The 22379-nt window shown below is 67.5% G+C and carries 20 protein-coding genes; 14 read left to right on the top strand and 6 right to left on the bottom strand.

Annotated elements, in window-relative coordinates; genetic code table 11:
• Window position 1 precedes the first annotated feature (1 nt).
• The 3 genes from AC1RRV_RS04980 to AC1RRV_RS04970 are packed head-to-tail and all read left to right on the top strand — an operon-like array spanning window position 2 to window position 4626.
• The gene (locus AC1RRV_RS04980; protein WP_492858474.1) at window positions 2–1483 is read left to right on the top strand and encodes a DUF1570 domain-containing protein; all 1482 of its coding nucleotides are present in this window, start codon (window positions 2–4) and stop codon (window positions 1481–1483) included.
• Window positions 1484–1485: 2 nt separating this feature from the next.
• Window positions 1486–3018: a tetratricopeptide repeat protein gene (locus AC1RRV_RS04975; RefSeq protein ID WP_492858473.1), complete on the top strand. Its 1533-nt coding sequence runs from the start codon at window positions 1486–1488 to the stop codon at window positions 3016–3018.
• A 9-nt stretch (window positions 3019–3027) separates the two neighbouring features.
• Window positions 3028–4626, top strand: a complete 1599-nt coding sequence (locus AC1RRV_RS04970) for a peptide chain release factor 3 (protein WP_492858472.1) — start codon at window positions 3028–3030, stop codon at window positions 4624–4626.
• A 249-nt stretch (window positions 4627–4875) separates the two neighbouring features.
• Here the strand turns inward: AC1RRV_RS04970 and AC1RRV_RS04965 are convergent, their stop codons facing one another.
• Window positions 4876–6078 (bottom strand): glycosyl hydrolase 53 family protein, encoded by a 1203-nt coding sequence (locus tag AC1RRV_RS04965; RefSeq protein ID WP_492858471.1) that lies wholly within the window; start codon window positions 6076–6078, stop codon window positions 4876–4878.
• A gap of 163 nt (window positions 6079–6241) precedes the next feature.
• Between AC1RRV_RS04965 and AC1RRV_RS04960 the strand changes: the two genes are divergently transcribed.
• Window positions 6242–6619, top strand: coding sequence for a methylglyoxal synthase (locus AC1RRV_RS04960; protein ID WP_492858470.1), 378 nt, complete (start codon window positions 6242–6244; stop codon window positions 6617–6619).
• 108 nt (window positions 6620–6727) lie between these two features.
• Here the strand turns inward: AC1RRV_RS04960 and AC1RRV_RS04955 are convergent, their stop codons facing one another.
• Window positions 6728–7207, bottom strand: coding sequence for a ribonuclease H family protein (locus AC1RRV_RS04955; RefSeq protein ID WP_492858469.1), 480 nt, complete (start codon window positions 7205–7207; stop codon window positions 6728–6730).
• Between the two features lie 379 nt (window positions 7208–7586).
• Here AC1RRV_RS04955 and AC1RRV_RS04950 point away from each other — a divergent pair, with 379 nt between their 5' ends.
• From AC1RRV_RS04950 to AC1RRV_RS04920, 7 genes are all read left to right on the top strand, one after another.
• Window positions 7587–8966 (top strand): hypothetical protein, encoded by a 1380-nt coding sequence (locus AC1RRV_RS04950; RefSeq protein ID WP_492858657.1) that lies wholly within the window; start codon window positions 7587–7589, stop codon window positions 8964–8966.
• A gap of 62 nt (window positions 8967–9028) precedes the next feature.
• Window positions 9029–9328: a hypothetical protein gene (locus tag AC1RRV_RS04945; protein ID WP_492858468.1), complete on the top strand. Its 300-nt coding sequence runs from the start codon at window positions 9029–9031 to the stop codon at window positions 9326–9328.
• Between the two features lie 240 nt (window positions 9329–9568).
• The gene (gene fliQ, locus AC1RRV_RS04940; protein WP_492858467.1) at window positions 9569–9832 is read left to right on the top strand and encodes a flagellar biosynthesis protein FliQ; all 264 of its coding nucleotides are present in this window, start codon (window positions 9569–9571) and stop codon (window positions 9830–9832) included.
• Window positions 9833–9848: 16 nt separating this feature from the next.
• Window positions 9849–10604, top strand: a complete 756-nt coding sequence (gene fliR / locus AC1RRV_RS04935; RefSeq protein ID WP_492858466.1) for a flagellar biosynthetic protein FliR — start codon at window positions 9849–9851, stop codon at window positions 10602–10604.
• A 9-nt stretch (window positions 10605–10613) separates the two neighbouring features.
• On the top strand, window positions 10614–11708 hold the full coding sequence (flhB, locus tag AC1RRV_RS04930) for a flagellar biosynthesis protein FlhB (RefSeq protein WP_492858465.1): 1095 nt from the start codon (window positions 10614–10616) through the stop codon (window positions 11706–11708).
• A gap of 103 nt (window positions 11709–11811) precedes the next feature.
• Window positions 11812–13893, top strand: a complete 2082-nt coding sequence (gene cckA / locus AC1RRV_RS04925) for a cell cycle histidine kinase CckA (RefSeq protein WP_492858464.1) — start codon at window positions 11812–11814, stop codon at window positions 13891–13893.
• Between the two features lie 141 nt (window positions 13894–14034).
• On the top strand, window positions 14035–15606 hold the full coding sequence (locus tag AC1RRV_RS04920) for a DUF5605 domain-containing protein (protein ID WP_492858463.1): 1572 nt from the start codon (window positions 14035–14037) through the stop codon (window positions 15604–15606).
• Here AC1RRV_RS04920 and AC1RRV_RS04915 read toward each other — a convergent pair.
• From AC1RRV_RS04915 to AC1RRV_RS04905, 3 genes are all read right to left on the bottom strand, one after another.
• Window positions 15603–16121: a DUF4199 domain-containing protein gene (locus AC1RRV_RS04915; RefSeq protein WP_492858462.1), complete on the bottom strand. Its 519-nt coding sequence runs from the start codon at window positions 16119–16121 to the stop codon at window positions 15603–15605. The genes AC1RRV_RS04920 and AC1RRV_RS04915 overlap by 4 nt on opposite strands.
• Window positions 16122–16241: 120 nt before the next feature.
• The gene (locus tag AC1RRV_RS04910; RefSeq protein WP_492858461.1) at window positions 16242–16655 is read right to left on the bottom strand and encodes a LuxR C-terminal-related transcriptional regulator; all 414 of its coding nucleotides are present in this window, start codon (window positions 16653–16655) and stop codon (window positions 16242–16244) included.
• Window positions 16656–16703: 48 nt separating this feature from the next.
• Window positions 16704–17021, bottom strand: a complete 318-nt coding sequence (locus AC1RRV_RS04905) for a hypothetical protein (protein ID WP_492858460.1) — start codon at window positions 17019–17021, stop codon at window positions 16704–16706.
• A gap of 179 nt (window positions 17022–17200) precedes the next feature.
• On the opposite strand from AC1RRV_RS04905, the gene AC1RRV_RS04900 reads away from it, so the two are divergent.
• Window positions 17201–19441: a hypothetical protein gene (locus AC1RRV_RS04900; RefSeq protein WP_492858459.1), complete on the top strand. Its 2241-nt coding sequence runs from the start codon at window positions 17201–17203 to the stop codon at window positions 19439–19441.
• Window positions 19442–19456: 15 nt separating this feature from the next.
• On the opposite strand, the gene AC1RRV_RS04895 is transcribed toward AC1RRV_RS04900, so the two are convergent.
• The gene (locus AC1RRV_RS04895) at window positions 19457–19978 is read right to left on the bottom strand and encodes a GNAT family N-acetyltransferase (protein ID WP_492858458.1); all 522 of its coding nucleotides are present in this window, start codon (window positions 19976–19978) and stop codon (window positions 19457–19459) included.
• Window positions 19979–20051: 73 nt separating this feature from the next.
• On the opposite strand from AC1RRV_RS04895, the gene AC1RRV_RS04890 reads away from it, so the two are divergent.
• Both AC1RRV_RS04890 and AC1RRV_RS04885 read left to right on the top strand, forming a co-directional pair.
• The gene (locus AC1RRV_RS04890; RefSeq protein ID WP_492858457.1) at window positions 20052–20429 is read left to right on the top strand and encodes a nuclear transport factor 2 family protein; all 378 of its coding nucleotides are present in this window, start codon (window positions 20052–20054) and stop codon (window positions 20427–20429) included.
• A 112-nt stretch (window positions 20430–20541) separates the two neighbouring features.
• The gene (locus AC1RRV_RS04885) at window positions 20542–22365 is read left to right on the top strand and encodes a DUF885 domain-containing protein (RefSeq protein ID WP_492858456.1); all 1824 of its coding nucleotides are present in this window, start codon (window positions 20542–20544) and stop codon (window positions 22363–22365) included.
• Window positions 22366–22379: the final 14 nt, after the last annotated feature.

Raw genomic sequence — 22379 nt, 5'->3', positions numbered from 1 at the left:
GATGGCTGGGCTGGCGGCGCTGGCGCTGTCTGCCCCGCTGGCCGCCCATGCCGAGTGGAAGCGCGCCGAAAGCGAGCACTTCGTCGTCTATGGGCGCAGCGATCGCTCTGTCCGCGAGTACGCGTCGATGCTCGAGGATTTCGACGCCCTGCTGCGTCGCCTGCATGGGCGGCCCAAGGACGAGCTCACCCTGATCAAGCTGCCGGTGTATCTGGTCGCCGATCTCGATCAGCTTCGCCGCGCCGTTCCCCAGGCCCGGGACCATACGGCAGGGCTCTACATCACCGCGCCGACCGAGGTCTTCGCCTTGGCCATCCGCGACGGGGGCGGCTACGAGAACGATCCCAACCGCGGCGATGACGTGGTGCTGCACGAGTACACGCACCACTTCATGCTGCGGTACTATCCCAGCGCCTATCCGGCCTGGTTGGTCGAGGGCTATGCCGAGTACTACATGACCGTGGACCTGGGCGCCCAACGCATGATCGTAGGCGGCTACAACAAGGCCCGCGCCTACGCCCTGACCGCGCCCGGCATGACCTGGCTGCCGATGGGCGACATCCTGAGCAAGCGTCCCGGAGAGCTCGGCAAGTGGGAGACGGCCAACTTCTACGCCCAGGCGTGGCTGCTGACCCACTACATCCTCTCGGATCCGGAACGCCGCAAGAAGCTCAGCACGTATCTCGAGGCCGTGCGGGGTGGACGGAAGCCGCCCGAGGCCTGGCAGGCGATCTATGGCGACGACATGGAGGGACTGCGCAGGAACTTGCGGACCTACATGGATCATCCGCTGGCGGCGGGCGCATTGCCGCGCACCACGCCGCAGGAAGCGTCCATGACCGTCACCGCGCTCAGCCCCGCCGCCGAAGCCTTGCTCCTGGAAGGGCAGCGCCTGAAACTGGGCGTCCCCAAAGCCGATCAGCCCAAGGCGCTGGAGGCGATCCGGGCGGCGGCGGCGCGCTATCCCGACGATCGGTTCGCCAAGCTGGTCCGCGGCCAGGCCGAGACCCAGTTCGGCGACCGGGCGGCGGGGGAGGCGGCCCTGAACGCGCTTCTGGCGACCAATCCGCAGGACAAGGAGGCGCTGGTCGTTCTGGGCGAAAGCCGATTGTCCGCGGCCCGGGCGGACGAGGCGCGGCGCAAGGAGATCCTGGGCGAGGCGGGCAAGCTGTTCGCGCGGGCTTTCAAGATCGATCCGGACGACCCGCGCGTGCTGCACGGCTATGCCGACGCCAAGCTGATGGAGCCGCTGAACGACAATCTGGTCAATGTGCGCCTGCGCGCCATGCTGCTGGCGCCCCAGGTGGGGCATTTGCGGCTGGACGCCGGCAGGGTGCTGGTCGAGACCAAGGACTACGAGAACGCCCGCATCGTCCTGCGCCCCCTGGCCGGCAGTCCCCATGGCGGTGGCGACTCGGAGGCGGCTCAGGCCATGCTGAAGGCCATGCCGGAAGAGAAGCCGGCCACGGACAAGAAGGACTGAGTATGTCTGGATCGATGTCGCGGCGAACGTTCGCGGTCAGCGTCGGGATGGCGCCCCTGGCTCTCGCGGTCGGCGCGCGCGCTCAAGCGGCGGGCGACTGGCTGCACACGAGCACGCCATCGTTCTCGCTCTACGGCCGCGTGGGCCAGAAGGCGCTGGTCGAGATGGCCAACGACCTCGAGGACTTCGCGGGCTTGTTGCGCGCCCTGCACGGACTGAGCGGTCCGGGCGACGAGCGGCCGTTGCCGATCTACCTGACGCCGCGCCAGATCGACCTTCGACGTGTGCGGCCGGAGCTGGCGCCCCATATCAGCGGCTTCTACAGCGCCTCCATCGGCGACGTCTTCGCCGCGCTGTGTTTGGAAGGCGACGACGAACGCGGCCGTCAGGTGCTGTTCCATGAGTACGCCCACCACTTCATGAAGCAGAACGCGCCGGCCGCCTACGCCTCGTGGCTGGTCGAGGGCTATGCCGAGTACTTCATGACGGCGCGTTTCAAGCCCGATGTCGTGGAGGTGGGGGTCACCAGTCGGCGGATCGCCTGGTTGCGCGGCACCAACACCTGGACGCCGTTCGAAGAGATCCTGGGGCGGCGGGCCCTGACCGGCCGAAGGACGGACATCGCCGCCTTCTACGCCCAATCCTGGATCCTGACCCACTACATGATGTCCGATCCCGAACGGCTGGCGCGCTTGACCCGCTACGCCCAGGCCGTGGCCGAGGGCGGCGATCCGGTGGCCCTGGCGCCCGAGGCGGTCGGCGTTCCGCTGGCGGACCTGGAACGGGTGCTGAGGCGCTATATGGGCGCCCTGCCGGGGCGGCGCATGGCGCGTCCGCCGTCGAGCGCGGGGCAGCTGGCGGTCATCCGCTTGCCAGCCTCGGCCGACGACCTGCTGCTGGAGAACCAGCGGCTGAAGATGGGCGTGCCGAAGGAACAGCGTCCCGAGGTCCTGGCCATGATCCGCGAGCGCGCGGCCCGCCATCCCGGCGATCGCCTGGCCGACCTGACCCTGGCGCGGGCGGAGAACGACTTCGGCGACCGTGCCAAGGCCCAGACCCTGCTGAAACGCCGTATCGAGATCGACCCGCGCGACGTGGAGGCCATCCAGATCATGGGCTGGTCGTGCATGTTGCAGGCCCGGGCCGAACCCGCCCAGGCGCCGAAGCACCTGAAGGAAGCCCGCGACTGGTTCGGCAAGGGCTTCGCCGTCGATACCAACAACGCGCTGCTACTCTATGACTACGGGATCAGTCGGCGCGGCGAGCCGGGTTATCCCAACGACAACGCCGTGAACGTGCTGCTGCGGGCCCAGCAACTGGCCCCTCAGGTGGCGCAATTCCGCCTGGCCGCCGCCGACGCCTTGATGAGGCGCGACCGCTTCGACGAGGCCGCCGCCCTGGTGGAGCCGGTGTTCAACGATCCGCACGCTGGCCCCCAGGCGGCCGAGGCCAGGCGGCGTTTCGAGGAGGCCATCGCCCGACGTCGACCGACCGGAACCGCCGAGGAAGGTGACAAGGACGCTCCGGAGGGGTAGTCCCCCGCCATGAGCTCTTCCCCCGCCGCTGAAGCCGCCCGTCGGCGCACCTTCGCCATCATCAGCCACCCCGACGCCGGCAAGACCACGCTGACGGAAAACCTGCTGCTGGCCGGCGGAGCGATCCGCGCGGCCGGCGCCGTGCGCGCCCGCGGCCAGACCCGCCGGACCCAGTCGGACTGGATGAAGATCGAACGCGAACGCGGGATCTCGGTCTCGGCGTCGGTGATGACGTTCGACCACGACGGCCTGATGTTCAACCTGCTGGACACCCCGGGCCACGAGGACTTCTCGGAAGACACCTATCGCACCCTGACGGCCGCCGACGCGGCGATCATGGTGCTGGACGCCGCCAAGGGCATCGAGCCCCAGACCTTGAAGCTGTTCGAGGTCTGCCGCCTGCGCGACATCCCGATCATCACCTTCATCAACAAGATGGACCGTGAGGCCCAGGACCCGTTCGAGCTGCTGGACGAGGTCTCGTCCAAGCTGGCCCTGGACCCGGCGCCGCTGTACTGGCCCGCCGGCTCGGGCGGGCGCTTCAAGGGCATGCTGGACCTGCGCGGCCAGAAGTTCATCCCCTACGCCAAGAAGAGCTCGACGGACGAGGAAGGTCACCCCGATCCGGTGCCGATCAACTCCAACGCGGTGGTCCAGTATCTGACGCCCGAGGAACAGGCCGAGGTCGAGGAGGGCGCCATGCTGGTGTCCGAGGCCAGCAAGCCGTTCGACGTCCAGTCGTTCCTGGAAGGCCACATGACCCCGGTGTTCTTCGGTTCGGCCCTGCGCCACTTCGGGGTGTCGGAACTGCTGGGCGGGATCGGCAGCTACGCCCCGCCGCCGCATCCGGCCAAGGTCACCAAGGCCGGCGTGGAGACCCATGTCGCCCCGGGCGACAACGAGGTGTCGGGCTTCGTCTTCAAGGTCCAGGCGAACATGGACCCCAACCACCGCGACCGGATCGCCTTCCTGCGCCTGACCAGCGGCCGCTTCACGCGCGGCATGAAGCTGAAGGCCCAGAACACCGGCAAGGCCATGAGCGTCAACGCGCCGATCATGTTCTTCGCCTCCGACCGCGAACTGGCCGAGGACGCCTTCGCCGGCGACGTGATCGGCATCCCCAACCACGGCGTCCTGCGGGTGGGCGACAGCCTGTCCGAGACCGGCGCCCTGCGCTTCGCGGGCCTGCCGAACTTCGCGCCGGAAATCCTGCGCCGCGTACGGGTCAAGGACCCGCTGAAGGCCAAGCACCTGAAGAAGGCGCTGGAAGGCCTGGCCGAGGAGGGCGTCACCCAGCTGTTCCGTCCGATGATCGGCAGCGACTTCATCGTCGGCGCCGTCGGGCAACTGCAGTTCGAGGTCATGGCCGATCGCCTGGCCAACGAATACCAGCTGGACTGCATCTTCGAGGCCAGCCCCTACGCCGAGGCCCGCTGGCTGGTCGGCGACCGGGCCGACGTCGAGGACTTCGTCAGCAAGCACAAGTCGGCCATGGGCCAGGACATCGACGAAGCCCCGGTGTTCCTGGGCAAGTCGTCCTGGGAGATCGGCTACGTGGCGGAGCGCTACCCGAAGGTGCGCTTCGAGCGGACGAAGGAACGGGGCTAGGGGCTGACTCCTCTCTCTCTCTGAGAGAGAGGGTCTCGGTGCGCCAGGCGGCCAAACTCAATGTCCGCAAACGGCGCTGAGCGGAAGTTCAGATGCTCCCCCTCTGGGGGAGCTGTCGCGGAGCGACTGAGGGGGCTAATGCGGCATATGCCCAGCTTGCCCCCTCCGGCCCTCTGGGCCACCTCCCCCAAAGGGGGAGGATCTTATGCGGCCGCTCCCCACCCTGAGCTGACGCAGGCCTCCTGCGACCTACGCCCTCCGCAGCCCATACGCCCGCGCCATCCCCCGATAGACCTCCAGCAACCCATTGGCGTCATACCGCCCGCCGTGGGTCTTGCGCTCCGGACGGGGCGACGGAACGGCCTGGGGCGCGCCGGGAGCCTCGGCGCCGTTGATCCCCTGGGACAGCAGGTTAGGGCGCGGGCCTTCGCCGGCGTTATGGCCGTCCTGGTCGAACACCGCCTCCTGGTGGCGGGTCGGCTCCCAGATGAAGGTCCCCCAGCCGCGCTGGCCCGGCGCGTCATGGACGAGGTCGTTCACGTAGCGCTTCCGGCTGGAATATTCGGCCGCGTAGAAGCCGAGGTCGCGATAGCGTTCCGTGAAGCCGCCGAAGGTCCTGGCCCAGTCGCCCTCGGCCGCCTGCTGGTAGCAGGAGAAGCCGGTGGCGTCGAAGCGCACGCCGCGCGCCAGCAGGCTGTCCATCCAGTGCTGGACGATGGGCCAGTGGCGGCCCAGGTGGTTGTGGACGCTGGTCCGGGCCTTGGGCGCGACTTGGCGGGAGGCGTCGAGGCCGGCGCTGAGCAGGGCGGCCAGCTGGTCGAAGCCGCCAGCGTCGGGGACGTCCAGGTGGACGGCGTCGGTATTGGGATTGCCCGTCTTCATCGGCAACGGCACGCGGCCGTCGGGCCACAGCAGGCCGAAGGTGATCTCGTTGCCGATCACCACCATGTCGGCCGGGGCGCCGGCCTTGTTCAGGGCGTTCAGCACGTCGCGGGTGTGGTCGCCGACCGCCTTGACCAGGCCATCGAACGGCAGGTCCTTCCAGGCGGCGGGCTTGGCCTGCTTCTGCGGGTCGGCCCAGGTGTCGCTGTAGTGGAAGCTGATCGTCAGGTGCAGGCCGGCGGCCTTGACCCGCTTGGCCATGGCCACGGTCTGGTCCTTGCCGCACCAGGGATCGACGGGCCGGGATCGCGAATAGCCATTGGCCGGATCGACGAAGACCCGCAGCTTGACGGCGTTGAAGCCCGCGTCGCCCAGGATGGCCAGGACGTCGCGCTTCTGGCCGTTGAGGAAGTAGGCGGCGCCGTCGGCCTCGTCCTGCGGGATCCACGAGACGTCGGCGCCCAGCAGGAACGGACCCGGCCGCACGCCCTTCTGGGCCGCGAAGGCCGTGGGGGCGGCCGCCAGCAGAGGCAGACTCGTTATCAGGGCGCGGCGATCGAGCGGCGGCATGGCTATCCTCCCAGGCGCGTTGTTCGCGCTTAGTCTCATAAATTGAGACATTGTCTCATTTTATGATTTTAGCCACGCGGGCGGCCGCAAGGGAAGGGGCTGGGCTGGCGGGGCCGCGTCGAGTCGCTATACCAGCCGGAAACCGCTGTTCGGGATCGTCCGCATGACTGTCGCTCCGCTCGCCATCGGCCTGGTGGCCCACGACGACAAGAAGGCCGAGCTGGTCGAATGGGCCAAGGCCCATGCCGACTTCCTGAAGGACAAGGCTTTGTTCGCCACGGGCACCACCGGCGGGCGGATCCTGGACGCGCTGCCGAAGCTGAACCTGGTGCGGCTGAAGAGCGGCCCTCTCGGCGGCGACCAGCAGCTGGGGGCCATGATCGCCGAGGATCGGCTGGACGTGCTGATCTTCTTCGTGGACCCGCTGTCGCCCCAGCCGCACGACGTCGACGTCAAGGCGCTGATCCGCCTGGCGACCCTGGCCAACATCCCGTTCGCTTGCAATCCGGCGACGGCGGACCTGATCGTGGGTTGCCAGTAGGTGCTCCCCTTCTGGGGGAGCTGTCGCGGAGCGACTGAGGGGGCTAATGCAGCATAGGCCGCGCTGCCCCCTCCGGCCCTCTGGGCCACCTCCCCCAGCGGGGGAGGATCAGCCTGGGAACTTCAACAGGTTCGGTTTGGGGATCGCGGCCTTGAAACTGCCGCGCGTCTTGGCCGTGTCCAGCCCGAACTCGGCCCAGGCGGCCAGGAAGCCATTGGCCGCGTCGCTGGGCGAGGATGGGACCAGCGCCAGGGCGGGACGGGCCGCGACCGCCGCGCGGGCGGCGGCCCAGGCCGCGGGCTCGGCGGTGGCGTAGACGCCGTCCGAGGCGACCAACTGGCCGGCCAGGTCGATGTCCAGGAACCGCAGCGTCACCGAGATGTCCGCCGGCAGGTCCGAAAGGCTTCCCAGCGCTTCGGTCAGAGCCGTCAGGCTCATCGCCGCGGCGGTGGTGCGCCGCTCGCCACCGGCGGCGCCCTTGATCGCTGCGGGGTCGGTCTCGCCGTTCAGCCGCCGCACATAGGCCCAGCCGCCATAGCCCGGATCGGGACGGCAGAGGCTGGCGATCCACAGGGTGACAGCGGCCATGGGCAGGCTCCGAAACAACGATTCCGTTGGAATTCTAGCGTGCTTCGCCGGCGCTGGGGGAGGGTGTCCGTGAACGAAAGGTAAACTGGGGATGAATTCTTAGGGTTAACGTCATTTTAAGTTCAATGAACAATGTTCTAACAAATGACAACACCTTGAGGCTCTGCTTGTATTCGGCATAGCAAGAAGTGTGCCAATTCAATACGTCTTCACCCATTTTGGTCGAAAATTCGATCAAGGCATAAATATATGGGAAATATTTATGGTTAACGGCGCGTAAACACATGTTAACCACTTGTTAAAGGCGTTGGCTCCGGTTTTGCTGATTACGCGTTGAACCTTCGTCGGACGTCCCGACGTGGGACGATCCGTAGGCGGAGTGCGCGAGGCGATGTTCGAGTTCGGGCGGGATCTGAAGCGATTGTTCGGCGTCGACGCCGATAGCGGCTTCAAGGGGGCATGGCGTGAAGGCCTGACTGGCGGCGACACTTCGCTGCTGGAATTGCTGGATGTGCGCCTTCTGACCAATGAAGCGCGATCGGCCGATGTGGTCGCCGGCCGGATCGGCGCCAAGGATCGCGGGGCCCGCCTTCTGGAAGCCGCCGTGGTCTGGCGCGAGCTGGCCCGTCGCAACGGCGACGCCACCGCCCTTAGAAAGGGCGCGGCCCAGGCCGAAGCTGCCGTGAAGATCTTCGAGACCGAGCGTCGCCACGACGCCTTGGCCGCCGCCCGTTGCGAGCAGGCGGTGCTGGCGGTGCTGGGCGCCGACCTGTTCGGCGACGAGGGGCTGGTCGCGGCCGCCTCGGCGACCCTGGCCCGCACGCCGGCCAATCAGCGCACCGCCCTGTGCGGCGCGCTCGCCGCCGGCCTGGATGGCCGCGTGGCCCTGTCCCAGAATGACGTCGAGCGCGCGCTCACCGCCGTGCAGGCCTATGAAGCGCCGCTGCGCGCTCTGGCCGCCGCCAAGCGCGTGAAGGGCGGTCCGGCGCGTCTGCTGCTGGCCGACCAGCGCGCCGCCCGTATCGAGCTGATCCTGGCCTGTGGCGAACGCCTGAAGGACCGGGGCCTGGCCGAACTGGCCATCTCGGAGGCCAAGACGGCCGCCGGCGTGCTGGATCCCGATTTCGAACCCCTGGCCTGGGCCCGGCTGGAAAGCCTGCGCGGCCAGGCTCTGGTGATGCTGGGCGAACTGGACGGCGAGCTGTCGCGCATCACCGACGGCGTCGAAGCGCAGTTCGCCGCTGTGGACGTGCTGTCCGCCGACCACAGCCCGATGGACTGGGCCCGCACCGGCGCGTCCCTTGGCGCGGCCCTGCAGGCTCTGGGCGAGGCCTCGACCAACGAGCGCGCCTTCGAACAGGCTGTCTCGGCCTATGACCGCGCCACCCAGGTGCTGAAGCTTCAGCCGGCCCTGGCCCTGCGCGCCGTGGTCGCCAACAACCGCGCCCTCTGCCTGGCCCGCTGCGCCGAGCTGACCGCCGATCTCGCGGTGCTGGACGCCGCCGAGCTGGCCTTCAAGGCCGAGCTTTCCGCCGCGCCCGGTGGGCGCGATCCGGCCAGCTGGGCCGTGGCCCAGATGAACCTGGCTCGCCTGTACGAAGCCCGCGTCGAGATCACCGGTCGCGACGATGGCCGCCTGGCCCGGGCCGGCGCGGCCCTGGCCTGCGCCTTCGACGTCTTCTCGGAACTGGGCCTGCGCTCGCTGACCGACCTGGCGGCACAAGGTCTGCAACGACTGAAGCAGGCCCAGGCCGCCTGATCCGAAATGGAACACAGGCGGCGGAAGGGCCGCCTGACAAAAACAAAGTAAGGGATGAACTCGTGATCGTTTCGCTCGCTCTGGCCGCCGCCATCTCCAACGCCGCTCCGGCGAAGGGCGCGTCCGACATGCTCATTCCGGCTTCCGAACCGCGCATGGCCGTGGCCGTGCTGAACTGCCTGGTCAAGAACGACGGCCGCCTGACGGCCTGCACCGTGCAGGACGAGACCCCCGGCGACCTCGGCGTCGGCCAGGCTGCCCTGTCGATGGCCTCGCAGTTCCAAGTCGACCTGCTGGGCCCGGACGGCAAGAGCCGCGCGGGTTCCTATATTCAGGTTCCGGTGCGTATCCGCATCCGGTAACCGCCAAGACCCAGAGAGTCTCCCAGAGGGGCGGGATGCGGCTTTGCCAATAGTAGGGCAGGGCGCGCCCGCCCCTCCCCACATCTGGGGTCCAGTTCAGCGTGGCGCCGCGACCCACCGTCGCGGGTCCCATTTCGAGACCTTTTGGCGACAAGTCCTAACGGCCTGTTAACCATATTTCGCGCATGTTCACGTCTCGAATCCCAACGGCCAGTACGGCCGAATCCGACGAGGCTTTGCATGACGGGCGCAGAAGTTCTTGATGTCGGTCGCGATGCGATCTGGCTGACCCTTCAGCTCTGCGCTCCGGTCCTGATCGTCGGCCTGGTGGTCGGCGTCTCGATCGGCCTCTTCCAGGCCCTGACCCAGATCCAGGAACAGACCCTGGTCTACGCGCCCAAGATCGTCGCGATCTTCGTGTCGCTGCTGATCTTCCTGCCGCTGATGGGCTCTCTGATGAGCGGCTTCATGCGCCAGATCGCCGCCCGCATCGCTGGCATGTAGGGAAGGGCAAAGGCCCGTGAATTCCTTCGCCACGGCATTTGAGGTCTATGTCGCCGCGCTCGTGTTCTCGCGAGTGGGCGCCATGGTTATGACCATGCCGGGCATCGGCGACCAATCGGTCCCGCCGCGTATCCGCCTTTCGTTCGCCTTGCTGCTGGCCCTGCTGCTGGGGCCTTTGGTCGCCAATACCGTGCCGCCGATCCCGACGACGCTGGGCGGCCTGGTCGGCGCGGTGATCCACGAGATCCTGATCGGCCTGATGGTCGGGTCGGTGCTGCGACTGTTCATGACCTCGCTGACCACGGCCGGCGAAATCATCTCGATGCAGACCACCCTGTCGTTCGCCCAGAGCACCAATCCCTCGATGCAGGGCTCGAGCACGGCGGTGGCCACCTTCCTGTCGATGCTGGGCCTGACCCTGGTGATGGCCACGGGCCTGCATCACCTGTTCATCGGCGCGATCGTCAAGTCGTACACCCTGTTCCCGTTCACCCGACCGGTGCCAGTCAACGACGCCGTCACCCTGGCGGTGCAGACGGTGGCGCAGTCCTTCACCCTGGGCGTCCAACTGGCCGCGCCGGTGATCGTGTTCTCTCTGGTGTTCAACCTCGCCACGGGCCTGGTCGGCCGGGTCATGCCCGCCTTCCAGATCTTCTTCGTGGCCTCTCCGCTCAGCGTCGTGCTGGGCCTGTCTCTGCTGGCCCTGTCGCTCGGCGGCATCGCCATGGTCTGGACCGACCGCTACCGCGTCCTCCTGAACGTGTTCAGCTAGGGGGCGCGCATGGCGGACGACACAGATCCCGAGTCGAAAACAGAAGAACCGTCAGCCAAGAAGCTTTCGGACGCGCGCGCCAAGGGCGACGTCGTCAAGAGCGCGGACATCCCGCAGTTGGCGTCGCTGCTCGGTGCGACCTCGGTGATCCTGATCGCCGGCGGCTGGCTGACCCGCGACCTGATGGCGGCCCTGGTTCCGTTCATCGCTCATGCCGGCACGACCGACCTTTCGAGCGCCGGCGCCATGGTGGTCATGAAGCGGGCGACCATGGCCGCCCTGCCGCCGCTGGTGCTGGTGATGATCGTCACCGCGTTCCTGGGCGTGGTCGCCAATGTCGCCCAGACCGGCTTCATGCTGACGCCGGACAAGATCAAGCCCGACTTCAGCAAGCTAGACCTGCTCAAGGGCCTGGGGCGGATCTTCGGCATCGACGGCTTCGTCCAGTTCGCCAAGTCGGCCGTGAAGTTCATCGTCACGGGCATCATCGCCTGGATGGTGCTGAAGCCCAATGTCGAGGAGGTGCGCAACCTCGTCGGCATGGACGTGGCGGCGCTGATCCCGGAGGCGCTGAAGCTCTCCAAGAAGCTGCTGATCATGGTGCTCATCTTCCTGGTCGGCACCTCGGCCTTTGACTATTTCTGGCAGCGCCAGCGCTTCATGAAGCGGATGCGCATGACGCTCCAGGAGATCAAGGACGAGTACAAGCAGTCGGACGGCGACCCGCACATCAAGGGCAAGCGTCGCCAGATCCAGATGCAGCGGTCGCGCCAGCGGATGATGCAGGCGGTGCCCAAGGCGACCGTCGTCGTCATGAACCCGACCCACTACGCCGTGGCGCTGAAATACGAAGCCGGCGAGACCCCCGCGCCTCTGTGCGTGGCCAAGGGCATGGACGAACTGGCCCTGAAGATCCGCGCCGTCGCCGAGGAGCACGGCGTGCCGGTGCTGGAGGATCCGCCCCTGGCTCGCGCCCTCTACGCCGCCGTCGAGGTCGATGAAGAGATCCCGGTCGAGCACTTCGAGGCCGTCGCCAAGGTCATCAGCTTCATCATGAACGGGAAGAAGCCGCAGGCCCGCGAGAGCCGCGCGCGTCCGCTCTAGACCCAGATTCTCCAAAAACTGACCTAGCGCGTGGGAAAGGCTATGGTTTCTCCCATTGCGGGTGAGTCGCAGCCTCACCGTAGCGAAGGTAAGCACCGCGCCCATGGCCGATTTGCAGCTCCAGGATAAAGCTTCGACCGGCGCATCGCGTCGGCGCTTCGATCCGTGGCTGGTCGGCGCGGCGGTGTTCTTCGTGGCGGCGGCGGCGTTTTCGGCTGCTCCGGCGCTGAAGGCCGGCCCGACGACCCTGGCGGGCCTGCTGTTGTTGCTGGGCGTGGCCGGCGTCTCGATCCTGGGCCTGGTGGCCATCAAGGGTTCGGGTGCGGCGGGCAACGACGCTGATCAGGCCGAAAGCTTCATCGAGGCCCTGAGCGAGCCGGCCGCCCTGGCCGCCGCCGACGGTCGCCTCCTAGCCGCCAACCCGTCCTGGCGCGAGGTGATGGGCGAGTCCCGGCGCCTGCCCAAGGGTGTGGCCGGCTCCAGCCTGTTCGCCGCCCTGGTCCAGGCCCGCAAGGGCGAGATGGCCGAGGGCGTCCTACGCGCCAGCGGCCTCGAGCATACCGCCAAGGTCTCGCGCCTGGCCGGCGGTCGCCTGCTGATCCGCCTGACGCCGATCATCGTTCCCGAGCCCGCGGCCGAGATCGCCGCCCCGGCTCCCGTGGCCGAGCGCGCCGCGCCGCCGCCCAGCTCGCTGGACGCCTTCGCCAGCGCCTCGCCGTTCGGCGCGGCCCTGCTGGAAGGGCTGGAGCCCTTCAAGTCGAAGATCTTGGAGACCAACACGGCCCTGACGACCATGACCGGCGGCAAGGTCGGCGTCGTCTTTGGCGACCTGATCGACCCCGCCTCCCGCAACGAGGCCCAGACGCGCATGAACGAAGGCCGGGCCGGCCCGTTCGAGGTGCGCCTGGCCCGCGACCCCAGCCGGATCGTCCACCTCTATCTCTACCGCGCCGAGGACCGCGTGGTGGCCTACATGATCGACGTGTCCGAGCAGAAGCAGATGGAGCTTCAGCTGGCCCAGTCGCAGAAGATGCAGGCCATCGGCCAGCTGGCCGGCGGCGTCGCCCACGACTTCAACAACCTGCTGACCGCGATCCAGCTGCGCCTGGACGAGCTGCTGCACCGCCATCCGGTCGGCGACCCGTCGTACGAGGGCCTGAACGAGATCCGCCAGACGGGCGTGCGCGCGGCGGACCTGGTCCGCAAGCTGCTGGCCTTCTCGCGCAAGCAGACCGTCCAGCGCGAGGTGCTGGACCTGGGCGAGCTGATCTCGGAATTCGAAGTCCTGCTGCGCCGTCTGCTGCGTGAAGACGTCAAGCTGATCACTGACTATGGCCGCGACCTGCCGCAGGTGCGGGCCGACAAGAGCCAGCTCGAGACGGCGGTCATGAACCTGGCCGTCAACGCCCGCGACGCCGTGCGCGCGGCCAAGGGCGGCGGCATCGTGCGCATCCGCACCGCCCGCCTGACCCGCGACGAGGCCATCCAGCTGGGCTACCCGGCGGCCGAAAGCGACGTGGCCTTCATCGAGGTCAGCGACGACGGTCCCGGCATCCCGCCCGACGTCATGGGCAAGATCTTCGACCCGTTCTTCACCACCAAGCCGGTGGGCGAGGGCACGGGCCTGGGCCTGGCCACGGTCTACGGCATCGTCAAGCAGAGCGACGGCTGGATTCACGTCCATAGCCGTCCGGGCGAAGGCGCGGCCTTCCGCATCTTCCTGCCGATCTACGAGGCCCCGGCGGGCGTCGTGGCCGCCCAGGCCGCCGCCGCCGCCGAGCCGGTCAAGCCGCGCGCCGCCCGCGACTTGTCGGGCGCCGGCCGTATCCTGTTCGTCGAGGACGAGGACGCCGTCCGCACCGTCGCCGCCCGCCTGCTGCGCGCTCGCGGCTACGAGGTGCTGGAAGCCTGCGACGGCGAAGAGGCCTTGCTGATCGCCGAGGAACACGCCGGCACGATCGACCTGCTGATCAGCGACGTGATCATGCCTGGCATCGATGGGCCCACCTTGCTTAAGAAGGCCCGCGTCTATCTGGGCGCCGCCCCGGTGATGTTCATCTCGGGCTATGCCGAGGCCGAGTTCAGCGACCTGCTGGAAGGCGAGACCGGCGTGACCTTCCTGCCCAAGCCGATCGACATCAAGACCCTGGCCGAACGGGTCAAGCAGCAGCTGCAGGCGGCTTAGTCACTGCGTCCTTCGAGGCGCGCTCAGGAGCGCGCACCTCAGGATGAGGATCTCATTGCACTGAACACCTCATCCTGAGGCGCCCGCGCAGCGGGCCTCGAAGGACGCAGGGCTTCCCCACTAGGGGCGCGGCGGTGAATCGTGCCTACTCGGACCATGCGCTCGCTACCGCTAACTCGCCGCCAAGCCACGGGCCTGGGCCTGGCCTTTCTCGCCGGGCCGGCTAGCGCCACCGGATCGACCGTCCCGCGCTGGGGCGTCCACGACATCGCCCTCAAGGGCTCGAGCGCGGCCAATCCCTTCGATACGCCGCTGTCGGCCGTGTTCACCGACGGCAAGGCGAGCCTCAAGGTTCACGGCTTCTACGATGGCGACGGAACCTATCGCCTGCGCTTCAGTCCGCCGCGCGAGGGCGTCTGGCGCTGGCGGACCAGCAGCCCGGTCGCGGCGCTGAACGGCAAGGTCGGAACACTGACCGCCGTGGCTCCGCGCGACGGTGACCATGGTCCGCTCCTGGTCGCCGGCGGCTATCACTTCGCCCATGCCGACGGGACGGCGTATCGCCAGATCGGCACCACGGCCTATGCCTGGGCCCAGCAGAGCGACACCCTCTGCGACCAGACCCTGGCCAGCCTAAAGGCGTCGCCGTTCAACAAGGTGCGGATGTGCGTCTTCCCGAACGTGGCGGCCGAGCCGATCTTCCCGTTCGAGAAGGTGGGCGAAGGCTGGAACCTCGACCGCCTGAACCCGGCCTATTTCCGTCGCCTGGAAGACCGCGTCCGGCGGCTGGGCGAGCTGGGGATCCAGGCCGATCTGATCCTGTTCCATCCCTACGACGCCAAGAGCGGCTGGCACGCCATGAGCCCGGCGCGGGACGATCGCTATGTCCGCTACATGGTCGCGCGCTTCGCGGCTTTCTCGAACGTCTGGTGGTCGCTGGCCAATGAGTACGACCTGGTCAAGGCCAAGTCCGTCGCCGACTTCGAGCGCATCGGCCAGTTGATCAAGGCCGAGGATCCCTACGGCCGCCTGTGCTCGATCCACAACTGGCGGGAGCTTTATGACAACGGCCGGCCGTGGATCACCCACGCCAGCATCCAGAACGGCGCGGCGGTGCTGGACGACACCCGGGCCGAACTCCTGCGCAGCGTCTGGAAGAAGCCGGTGATCTATGACGAGGTTCGCTACGAGGGCGATATCGACCAGCGCTGGGGCGACCTGACGCCAGAGGGCATGGTCGAGCGCTTCTGGCACGGCCTGGTCGCCGGGACCTATGTCGGCCACGGCGAGATCTACAAGGGGCCCACGGGGGCTGGCGACGGCTGGACCGCCAAGGGCGGCAAGCTGCACGGCCAGAGCACCCCGCGCCTGGCCTTCCTGAAGACGGTGATGGAGGCGGGCCCGACACCCGGCTTCGAGCCGATCGACAAGTGGTGGGACCAGCACCTGGGCGGCAGGGCCGGGTCCTACTACCTGCGCTATTTCGGCCAGGTCGCGCCCACCCAGTGGGCCGTGGCCCTGCCCAAGGACGAACTGAAAGGTGGCGAGCGCTTCAAGGTCGAAGTGCTGGACACCTGGAACATGACCGTGACCCCGGTCGACGGCGAATTCGTCATGGCCAAGAAGGACGCCTACTTCCTGCACGACCCCAAGCGGCCGACCGTGGCGCTGCCCGGCCGGCCGTGGATGGCGGTGCGCGTGAGCCGGGTCTAGACCTTCGCCGGCAGGAACTTCGGATTGCGCAGCAGGGCCGCGCTGACCAGGGCGACCAGCAGGCCGACCGGGAAGATCTCGGCGAAGGTCATGGGCATGCGGAACAGCGGGTTGGCGTAGTTCTTCTTCATCTCCGCCATCTCGGCGGCCATCTTGGCGTAGTCGGCGCTGGAGATGCCCGCGGCCTTCTTCTGCGCCAGCATGCTGGCCGTGTACTCGTCCATGAAGCGGTAGTGGGTGATGGCCAGATAGGCCTCCCAGATCAGCACGTAGGCCAGCCCCGCGACCAGCGCGACGCCAAGGCCGACCAGGAAGGCCGGCCAGAACTTGATCACCCCGCCCAGCACCTTGTCGCGATGCGACTTCACGGCCAGCAGGATCGAGGACAGGCCGATCAGCATGATCAGGTAGCCGATCCAGACGCTGTGCAGGCCCGACAGGTTTATGCTGGCGATCATGCCCAGGATGATGATCGCGCCCGAGATCAGGCCGTAGGTCAGGATGGTGCGTTGCATGGTGGTCCTCCTCCGCGCCGCCCCCTGCGACGCGCCCTGACGGTTGCCGGTTTCGTCGCCGAAACGGTATCGCCCGAAAGGGTGAGATCGACCGTTTCGCGTCTTCGGGCGAGGGTCAAGCTAAGGGATCAGCGCCAGCTCGCGCGCCTTGCCGACCGCCTGGGTGCGGCGGCTGACCTCCAGCTTGCCGTAGAGGTTGGTGACGTGGGTTTTCACCGTATTGGGCGAGAGGCCGAGGTCGCGGGCGATCTCCTTGTTGGAGCGTCCGGCGGCCAGGCGCTCCAGCACCTTCACCTCCTGGCCGGTCAGGCCCAGGGAGGCGAGGGCGGCGTCATTCCGGGCGAAAGTCACCGGGCGAGCGCGCGCCGCCAGCTTCCAGCCGATCCAGACTCCGCCCGCGGCGAAGGCCATGCCGATCAGCCCCACATAGATCTGCCAGGAGAAGGCGCGGGCCAGGAACCGGTATTCCAGCCACTGCAGCGCGAAGGCGCCGACGGCCAGGACCAGCGCCCAGAGAAGGACGGTGCGGATCATGGGCGGAAAGGTGCGCGAACCGCGCCGACCGTCAATGGCGGGATTGGCCTAGTCCAGCCGCGCCTTGGCTTCGGGCGGGGCGACCTGGTCGAACAGGATCTTCAGGTGCTGGTCCTTGGCGTGGTCGTTGTGCAGTTCCCACGACAGCGAGACCGGCAGGCGCAGGCGGCCGCCGTCGGGCAGGCGGGCGATCAGCACGCGCCAGGAAAAACCTTCGCCTGGATCGCCCAGCGGGTCCTTGAACTCGACCGGCGCCGGATCGCGCAGGTGGAACCGGCGCTCCGGATGGGCCTCGAACCAGGCGCGGTCGGCCTCGGCGGTAGGGTCTTTCGGCGGGACGATCTTGGCGGTGACTTTGCGAACCATGCCGCCGTCCTAGCACCGTTGGACCGGTGTTCCCATCCGCGCCGGGCGCGTCAATGCCTCAGAAGAACACAAAGAAGGAGGCCCGGCAGGTAGACCGAATGGGTCACTTGCCGGCGGCCTCGCCGTATGACGACAAAGGTTGATCAGCCGAGGCGCTTCCGCGACTCGTGGAGATGCCCATGCCGACGGTGAACAGATCGATCTCGGAGACCGAGGGCGCGAATTCCACGGTCATCGTCGGCGAGGACAACCAGAAACTGACCTACGTCTACCGGGTGCTGTCCGGCGGGACGGCGACCTATGGCGAGGACTTCCAGTTCCGGTCCAAGCAGGGCGCGGCCCCTTCGGTCGTGCTCGGGGCCAGCGGTTCGGTGGTCGACCCCAGCACGGGCTATTCGTTCGTCGTGGACTACTTCCTGGACGGCGCGCGGGAAGGAAACGAGTTTTTCGACCTGGAAGTGATCGAGAACGACGACGGAGACATCACCACCTTCATCTATCGGGTCACGATCGCCGACCGCGTGCATGTCGCGCAGATCACGGCGGGGAGTCCCGTCGCGGGCGCTTCGGGCGATCAACAGGTCACCTTCACCGTCAAGCTGGACGTGGGGATCAACAAGGGCGAGATCGTGCTGGACGTCGCGCCGATGGTGTCGAGCACCACGCCCCTCACGCTGCAGTACGACACCGACTGGGTGATGACCAACGACACGGGCGCCTACACGCTGCGGCCCGACCTGTCGCACAACCCGATGCTGGATGTCGGCCGCATCGTCTTCAAGCCGGGCGAGACCTCCAAGGAGATCAAGGTCACCTACCACGGGGACGCGCTTCCAGACGCGACCTCGGAAACCCTGGGCCTGCTGCTGAAGGACGCCGATCCGGTCAAGCAGACCGTAACCGTCTCGCAGGCCACGGCCGTCCAGACCCTGACCTTCGGGTCCCAGGGGCCCGTGGCGACGGTCACCCTGCCCGCCGGCGTGACGATGACGCCGGCGATCGAGGCGTTTCTGCGCGACATCAACGCGGCGCTGCAGCGGATTTCAGATCAGGTTTCTGGCGGCCTGCCCAATGGGATCACCATCGCCCTGGGACCAAAATCGCTGGGCGGCGAGTTCATGGCCGACGCTATCGGCAATCTGGTGCTGAAGCTCTATTCGCCCGACGGCGACCCGGCCAAGCTGCGGCCCGTCTATATGCCCGAGACGCTGTATCGCTACCTGACCGGTCGCGACGGCGACGCCGCGACGGCCGACATCTCGATCGGGGTCGATCTGGCGGGGCTGTCGGCCTTCTATTCCGGCCAGCAGGACAAGGCGACCCTGCTCGACTGGGCGGCGAAAGCCATGGTTGACGCCTCGAGTTTCGGAACCAGCATCGACGCCAAGTCGCTGCTGGTCCACGAGCTGATGCACGGCCTGGGCTTTGGACGCTACGCCAGCGACAAGGGCTGGGCGACCTCGTGGACGGCGGTGACGCAAGCCAAGGCGGAGGTCACTGGGCCGGTCGACGGCGTCAACTACACCTCGGCCCGGAAAATATCCCTGCTCGGAACCGATTGGGCCCTGATCAGCGCATCTGGAAATCCCGGCGATCATTTCGTGCCACTGAAGGACAGCCAACCGACCTTGATGAGGCCCGGCCTCAGCGTGTTCGAGGACATTCAGACGCTGGACGCCGCCGCCCTGACCCTGCTGGGCTATGACAAGGGGGCGAACGGTGTCGCGAAGGCGACCGTGATCGACCTCACGCCCATCCAACTCCAAGTTCTCAAGGTCTTCGAGAACATCCTCCACGCTCTTCCGACCAGCGCCCGCGACTATCTGCTGAACGTCCAGGCGGGGGAGAGCGCGGCCGCCATCATCCAGAAGACCATCGGCTTCGCCATGGACACGGTCAGCGTCGCGCTGATGGCGTACCAGTTCTTCACCGGCAAGATCCCGAGCGCCGGGGGCGTGGACTATCTGGTCTCGCCGGATGGACCCAATCCGAACAATCTCAATTCCGCCTACTACGAGAAGTTCAACCTCGAGAACCGCTACATCAACTTCTCCGTCAACCTCGGCAAGCTGGGGGAGGGAAGCCAGAAGTTCGCGGCGGAATACGGCGCGCTTTCCTTGGCCGAGGCGACCAAGAAGGCCTACGCCACGATCTTCGGGACCACGCCGACGGACGCCAAGGTGGCCCTGCTGCTGGGCGGCGGCCGCGACGCCTATTTCGACAGCTACGGCAAGGATGGCCTGAACGGGATCGGCACCAAGGCCGCCATGGTCGGCTGGCTGCTGGCCGAGGCCGAGAAGGCCAATGTCGGCACCTACGCGCTCTCCAACGCCGCCTTCCTGACCGACCTGGCCGACGGCGCCAACCTGGCCATCGACATGATCGGGGTCTACGGCAAGCCGGAGTTCGCCCTCAGCTAGTCTCGCGCCGAAGGGTCAGCGCCGCCGCTCCATCACCACGATCGGCGAACCCTTGAAGGTCGTGTGGGTCTTCAGCGTGAAGCCGACCTTGGTCGCCAGGGCGATCGACGGGGTGTTGTCGGTGTCGATGATGCAGGGCACCACCGGCGGCGCTATCGCCTCGTCGATCCAGGCCAGGCCCGCGCGGACGGCCTCGGTGCCAAAGCCATGGCCGTGCGACCAGGCCGCCAGCACCCAGCCCATCTCGGGCAGACCGTAGAGGCTGGGCTCCAGGTCGCGGCGCAGATCGGCGAAGCCGACCTCGCCGACATAGCGGCCGGTCGAGGTCTCGCGCACCGCCCAGTAGCCGTAGCCCAGCACCTCCCAGAGGCCGCGGGCCCGCATCAGGCGCGTCCAGCTTTCCTCTTCGGTGAAGGCGCGGCCGCCGACGTGCTTGACCACCAGCGGGTCGGCCCACATGGCGCGGCTGTCCTCGAAGTCCGACAGCTGTGGCGCGCTCAGGGTCAGGCGGGCGGTGGTCAGGGTTGGAACGTTCATGACGACTCGGGTTTGCGGTTCTGGCGCCGCGCAAGCTACACCGGCTCGCCGACCCGTGAAGATCTAGGGCCCCATGACCACGCCGCAAGACGCCATCGCCGCCCGCCGTAAACTGACCAACAAGCTGATCGCCGCCAAGGACGCCGCGCGCCTGCGGCCGTTCTTCGATCCGCGCGTCACCCTGATCGCCGGCGACGGCTCGCTGCTGCTGGGCGCCGAGGACGTTCTGGCCGCCTTCGCCAGCCAGTTCGCCGAGAAGGGCTTCGGGGCCTATGTCCGCACCACCGAGACCATCGCGCTGAACGCCGAGGGGACTCGCGCCGCCGAACACGGCCGCTGGGTCGGTTCGTGGAAGGACGCGCCCGAGCAATCGGGGACCTATCTGGCCACCTGGAAGAAGGTCACCGGCCAGTGGATGATCGAAAACGAGCTTTTCGTCACCTTGATCTGAGTGTGACCGGAACCATCGCTGGACGGCGGCACATGACTCGGAATTAATTTCGCCGCGCCGGGCGGCGGCCTTACGCCTTCGTCCTCCGATTAGCGTCCTGGGAGGGAAAGCCTTGCTCAATCGCCGCCATATGATGTTCGCCACTGCCGCCGCGGGCTTCGCCGCCACGGGCGGACTGCCGTCCATGGCCCTGGCCCGCGAAGGCGAAGTGGCCAAGCTGAACGCCCTGTTCGACGACATCATGGCCAAGCAGCTGCGCCAGTCGCCCGAGACGGCCACGGGCCTGGGCCTGGACCATGGTGACCTGGCCTGGACCAAGGGCCTGCTGACCGATCGTTCGTCCGCCGCGATCAAGGCCGGCGCGGCCCAGACCGGTGAGCAACTGGCCGCCCTGCGCGGCATCGACCGCCGCGCCCTGAAGGGCATGGACGCCGTCAATTACGACACCGTCGAGTTCGTGCTGGCCGTCCAGGACGAGGGCAACAAGAAGTTCAGCTACGGCGGCGGCGGTTCGGGCGCGCCCTACATCCTCAGCCAGCTGACCGGCAGCTACCAGCAGATGCCGGACTTCCTGGACACCCAGCACAGCATCGAGACCAAGGCCGACGCTGACGCCTATCTGTCGCGGATGGAGGGCTTCGCCCGCCTGATGGACCAGGAAACCGCCCTGGCCAAGCAGGACATGGCCGACGGCGTGATCCCGCCGGACTTCATCATCGACAAGACCCTGATCCAGATGAAGGCCTTCGCCAACACCCCGACGGCCGAGGCGCCGCTGGTCAAGTCGATCGCCCGCCGGACCAAGGAAAAGAACATCGCCGGCGATTGGGCCGCCGAGGCCTCGAAGGTCTATGAAGGGTCGGTCCTGCCGGCCCTGAAGCGCCAGATCGCCCTGATGGAAAGCGTCCGCGGCAAGGCCGTGCACGACGCCGGCTGCTGGCGCCTGAAGGACGGCGGTGACTACTACGTCACCTCGCTGAAGAACTATACGACCGCGACCCTGACGCCCGACGAGATCCACCAGCTGGGCCTGGACATGGTGAAGTCGATCGAGGCCGAGGCCGACAAGCTGTTCAAGAAGATCGGCATGCCCAAGGGCACGGTCGGCGACCGCATGCGCGAGCTGGGCAAGGACATCTATCCGAACACCGACCCGGCCAAGGAACAGCTGATCGCCGACCTGAACACCAAGGCCAAGTGGATCGAAAAGCAGCTGCCGGCCTATTTCGGCGCCCTGCCCAAGGCCCCGCTTGAGATCCGGCGGGTGCCGAAGGCCATCGAGGCCGGCGCGCCGGGCGGCTACTACAACTCGCCCTCGCTCGACGGCAAGCGCCCCGGCATCTACTGGATCAACCTGCGCGACACGGCCGAACAGGCCAAGTACACCCTGACCACCCTGACGGTGCACGAGGGCGTCCCGGGCCACCACCTGCAGCTGTCGATCTCGAACGAGGCCAAGGGCCTGCCCATGATCCGCAAGATCATCGGCTTCTCGGGCTACACCGAAGGCTGGGCGCTCTATTCCGAGCAACTGGCCGTCGAGATGGGCATCTACAAGGACGATCCGCGCGGCCAGATCGGCATGCTCCACGACGCCCTGTTCCGCGCCGTGCGCCTGGTGGTCGACACCGGCATGCACCACAAGAAGTGGAGCCGCGAGCAGGCCGTGAAGTACATGGCCGAGACCATGGGCGACGAGGAAAGCGGTTCGATCACCGAGATCGAGCGCTATGTCGTGTGGCCGGGCCAGGCCTGCAGCTACATGATCGGCAAGATCGTCTGGCTGCGCATCCGCGAGAAGGCCAAGAAGGCCCTGGGCAAGAAGTTCGACATCCGCGAATTCCACGATGCGGGCCTGCTCTCGGGCATGACCCCGCTGACCGTGCTGGAACGCGCGATCGACGACTACATCGCCGCCAAGGGCGGCAAGGCCTGAGGAAACGATCCTCC

It is taken from the genome of Caulobacter sp. GW821-FHT11E10, from assembly GCF_058808375.1.
The sequence above is the reverse complement of the archived record's forward strand: the minus strand, read 5'-3'. Positions and strand labels throughout refer to the sequence as shown.

Coding starts and splice junctions, on each gene's coding strand:
- AC1RRV_RS04960 (WP_492858470.1), top strand. CDS start 6,242: ATGACTGTCGCTCCGCTCGCCATCGGCCTGGTGGCCCACGACGACAAG.
- AC1RRV_RS04975 (WP_492858473.1), top strand. CDS start 1,486: ATGTCTGGATCGATGTCGCGGCGAACGTTCGCGGTCAGCGTCGGGATG.
- AC1RRV_RS04915 (WP_492858462.1), bottom strand. CDS start 16,121: ATGCAACGCACCATCCTGACCTACGGCCTGATCTCGGGCGCGATCATC.
- AC1RRV_RS04905 (WP_492858460.1), bottom strand. CDS start 17,021: ATGGTTCGCAAAGTCACCGCCAAGATCGTCCCGCCGAAAGACCCTACC.
- AC1RRV_RS04955 (WP_492858469.1), bottom strand. CDS start 7,207: ATGGCCGCTGTCACCCTGTGGATCGCCAGCCTCTGCCGTCCCGATCCG.
- AC1RRV_RS04965 (WP_492858471.1), bottom strand. CDS start 6,078: ATGCCGCCGCTCGATCGCCGCGCCCTGATAACGAGTCTGCCTCTGCTG.
- AC1RRV_RS04980 (WP_492858474.1), top strand. CDS start 2: ATGGCTGGGCTGGCGGCGCTGGCGCTGTCTGCCCCGCTGGCCGCCCAT.
- fliQ (WP_492858467.1), top strand. CDS start 9,569: ATGACGGGCGCAGAAGTTCTTGATGTCGGTCGCGATGCGATCTGGCTG.
- AC1RRV_RS04895 (WP_492858458.1), bottom strand. CDS start 19,978: ATGAACGTTCCAACCCTGACCACCGCCCGCCTGACCCTGAGCGCGCCA.
- AC1RRV_RS04900 (WP_492858459.1), top strand. CDS start 17,201: ATGCCGACGGTGAACAGATCGATCTCGGAGACCGAGGGCGCGAATTCC.
- AC1RRV_RS04910 (WP_492858461.1), bottom strand. CDS start 16,655: ATGATCCGCACCGTCCTTCTCTGGGCGCTGGTCCTGGCCGTCGGCGCC.
- AC1RRV_RS04890 (WP_492858457.1), top strand. CDS start 20,052: ATGACCACGCCGCAAGACGCCATCGCCGCCCGCCGTAAACTGACCAAC.
- flhB (WP_492858465.1), top strand. CDS start 10,614: ATGGCGGACGACACAGATCCCGAGTCGAAAACAGAAGAACCGTCAGCC.
- AC1RRV_RS04970 (WP_492858472.1), top strand. CDS start 3,028: ATGAGCTCTTCCCCCGCCGCTGAAGCCGCCCGTCGGCGCACCTTCGCC.
- cckA (WP_492858464.1), top strand. CDS start 11,812: ATGGCCGATTTGCAGCTCCAGGATAAAGCTTCGACCGGCGCATCGCGT.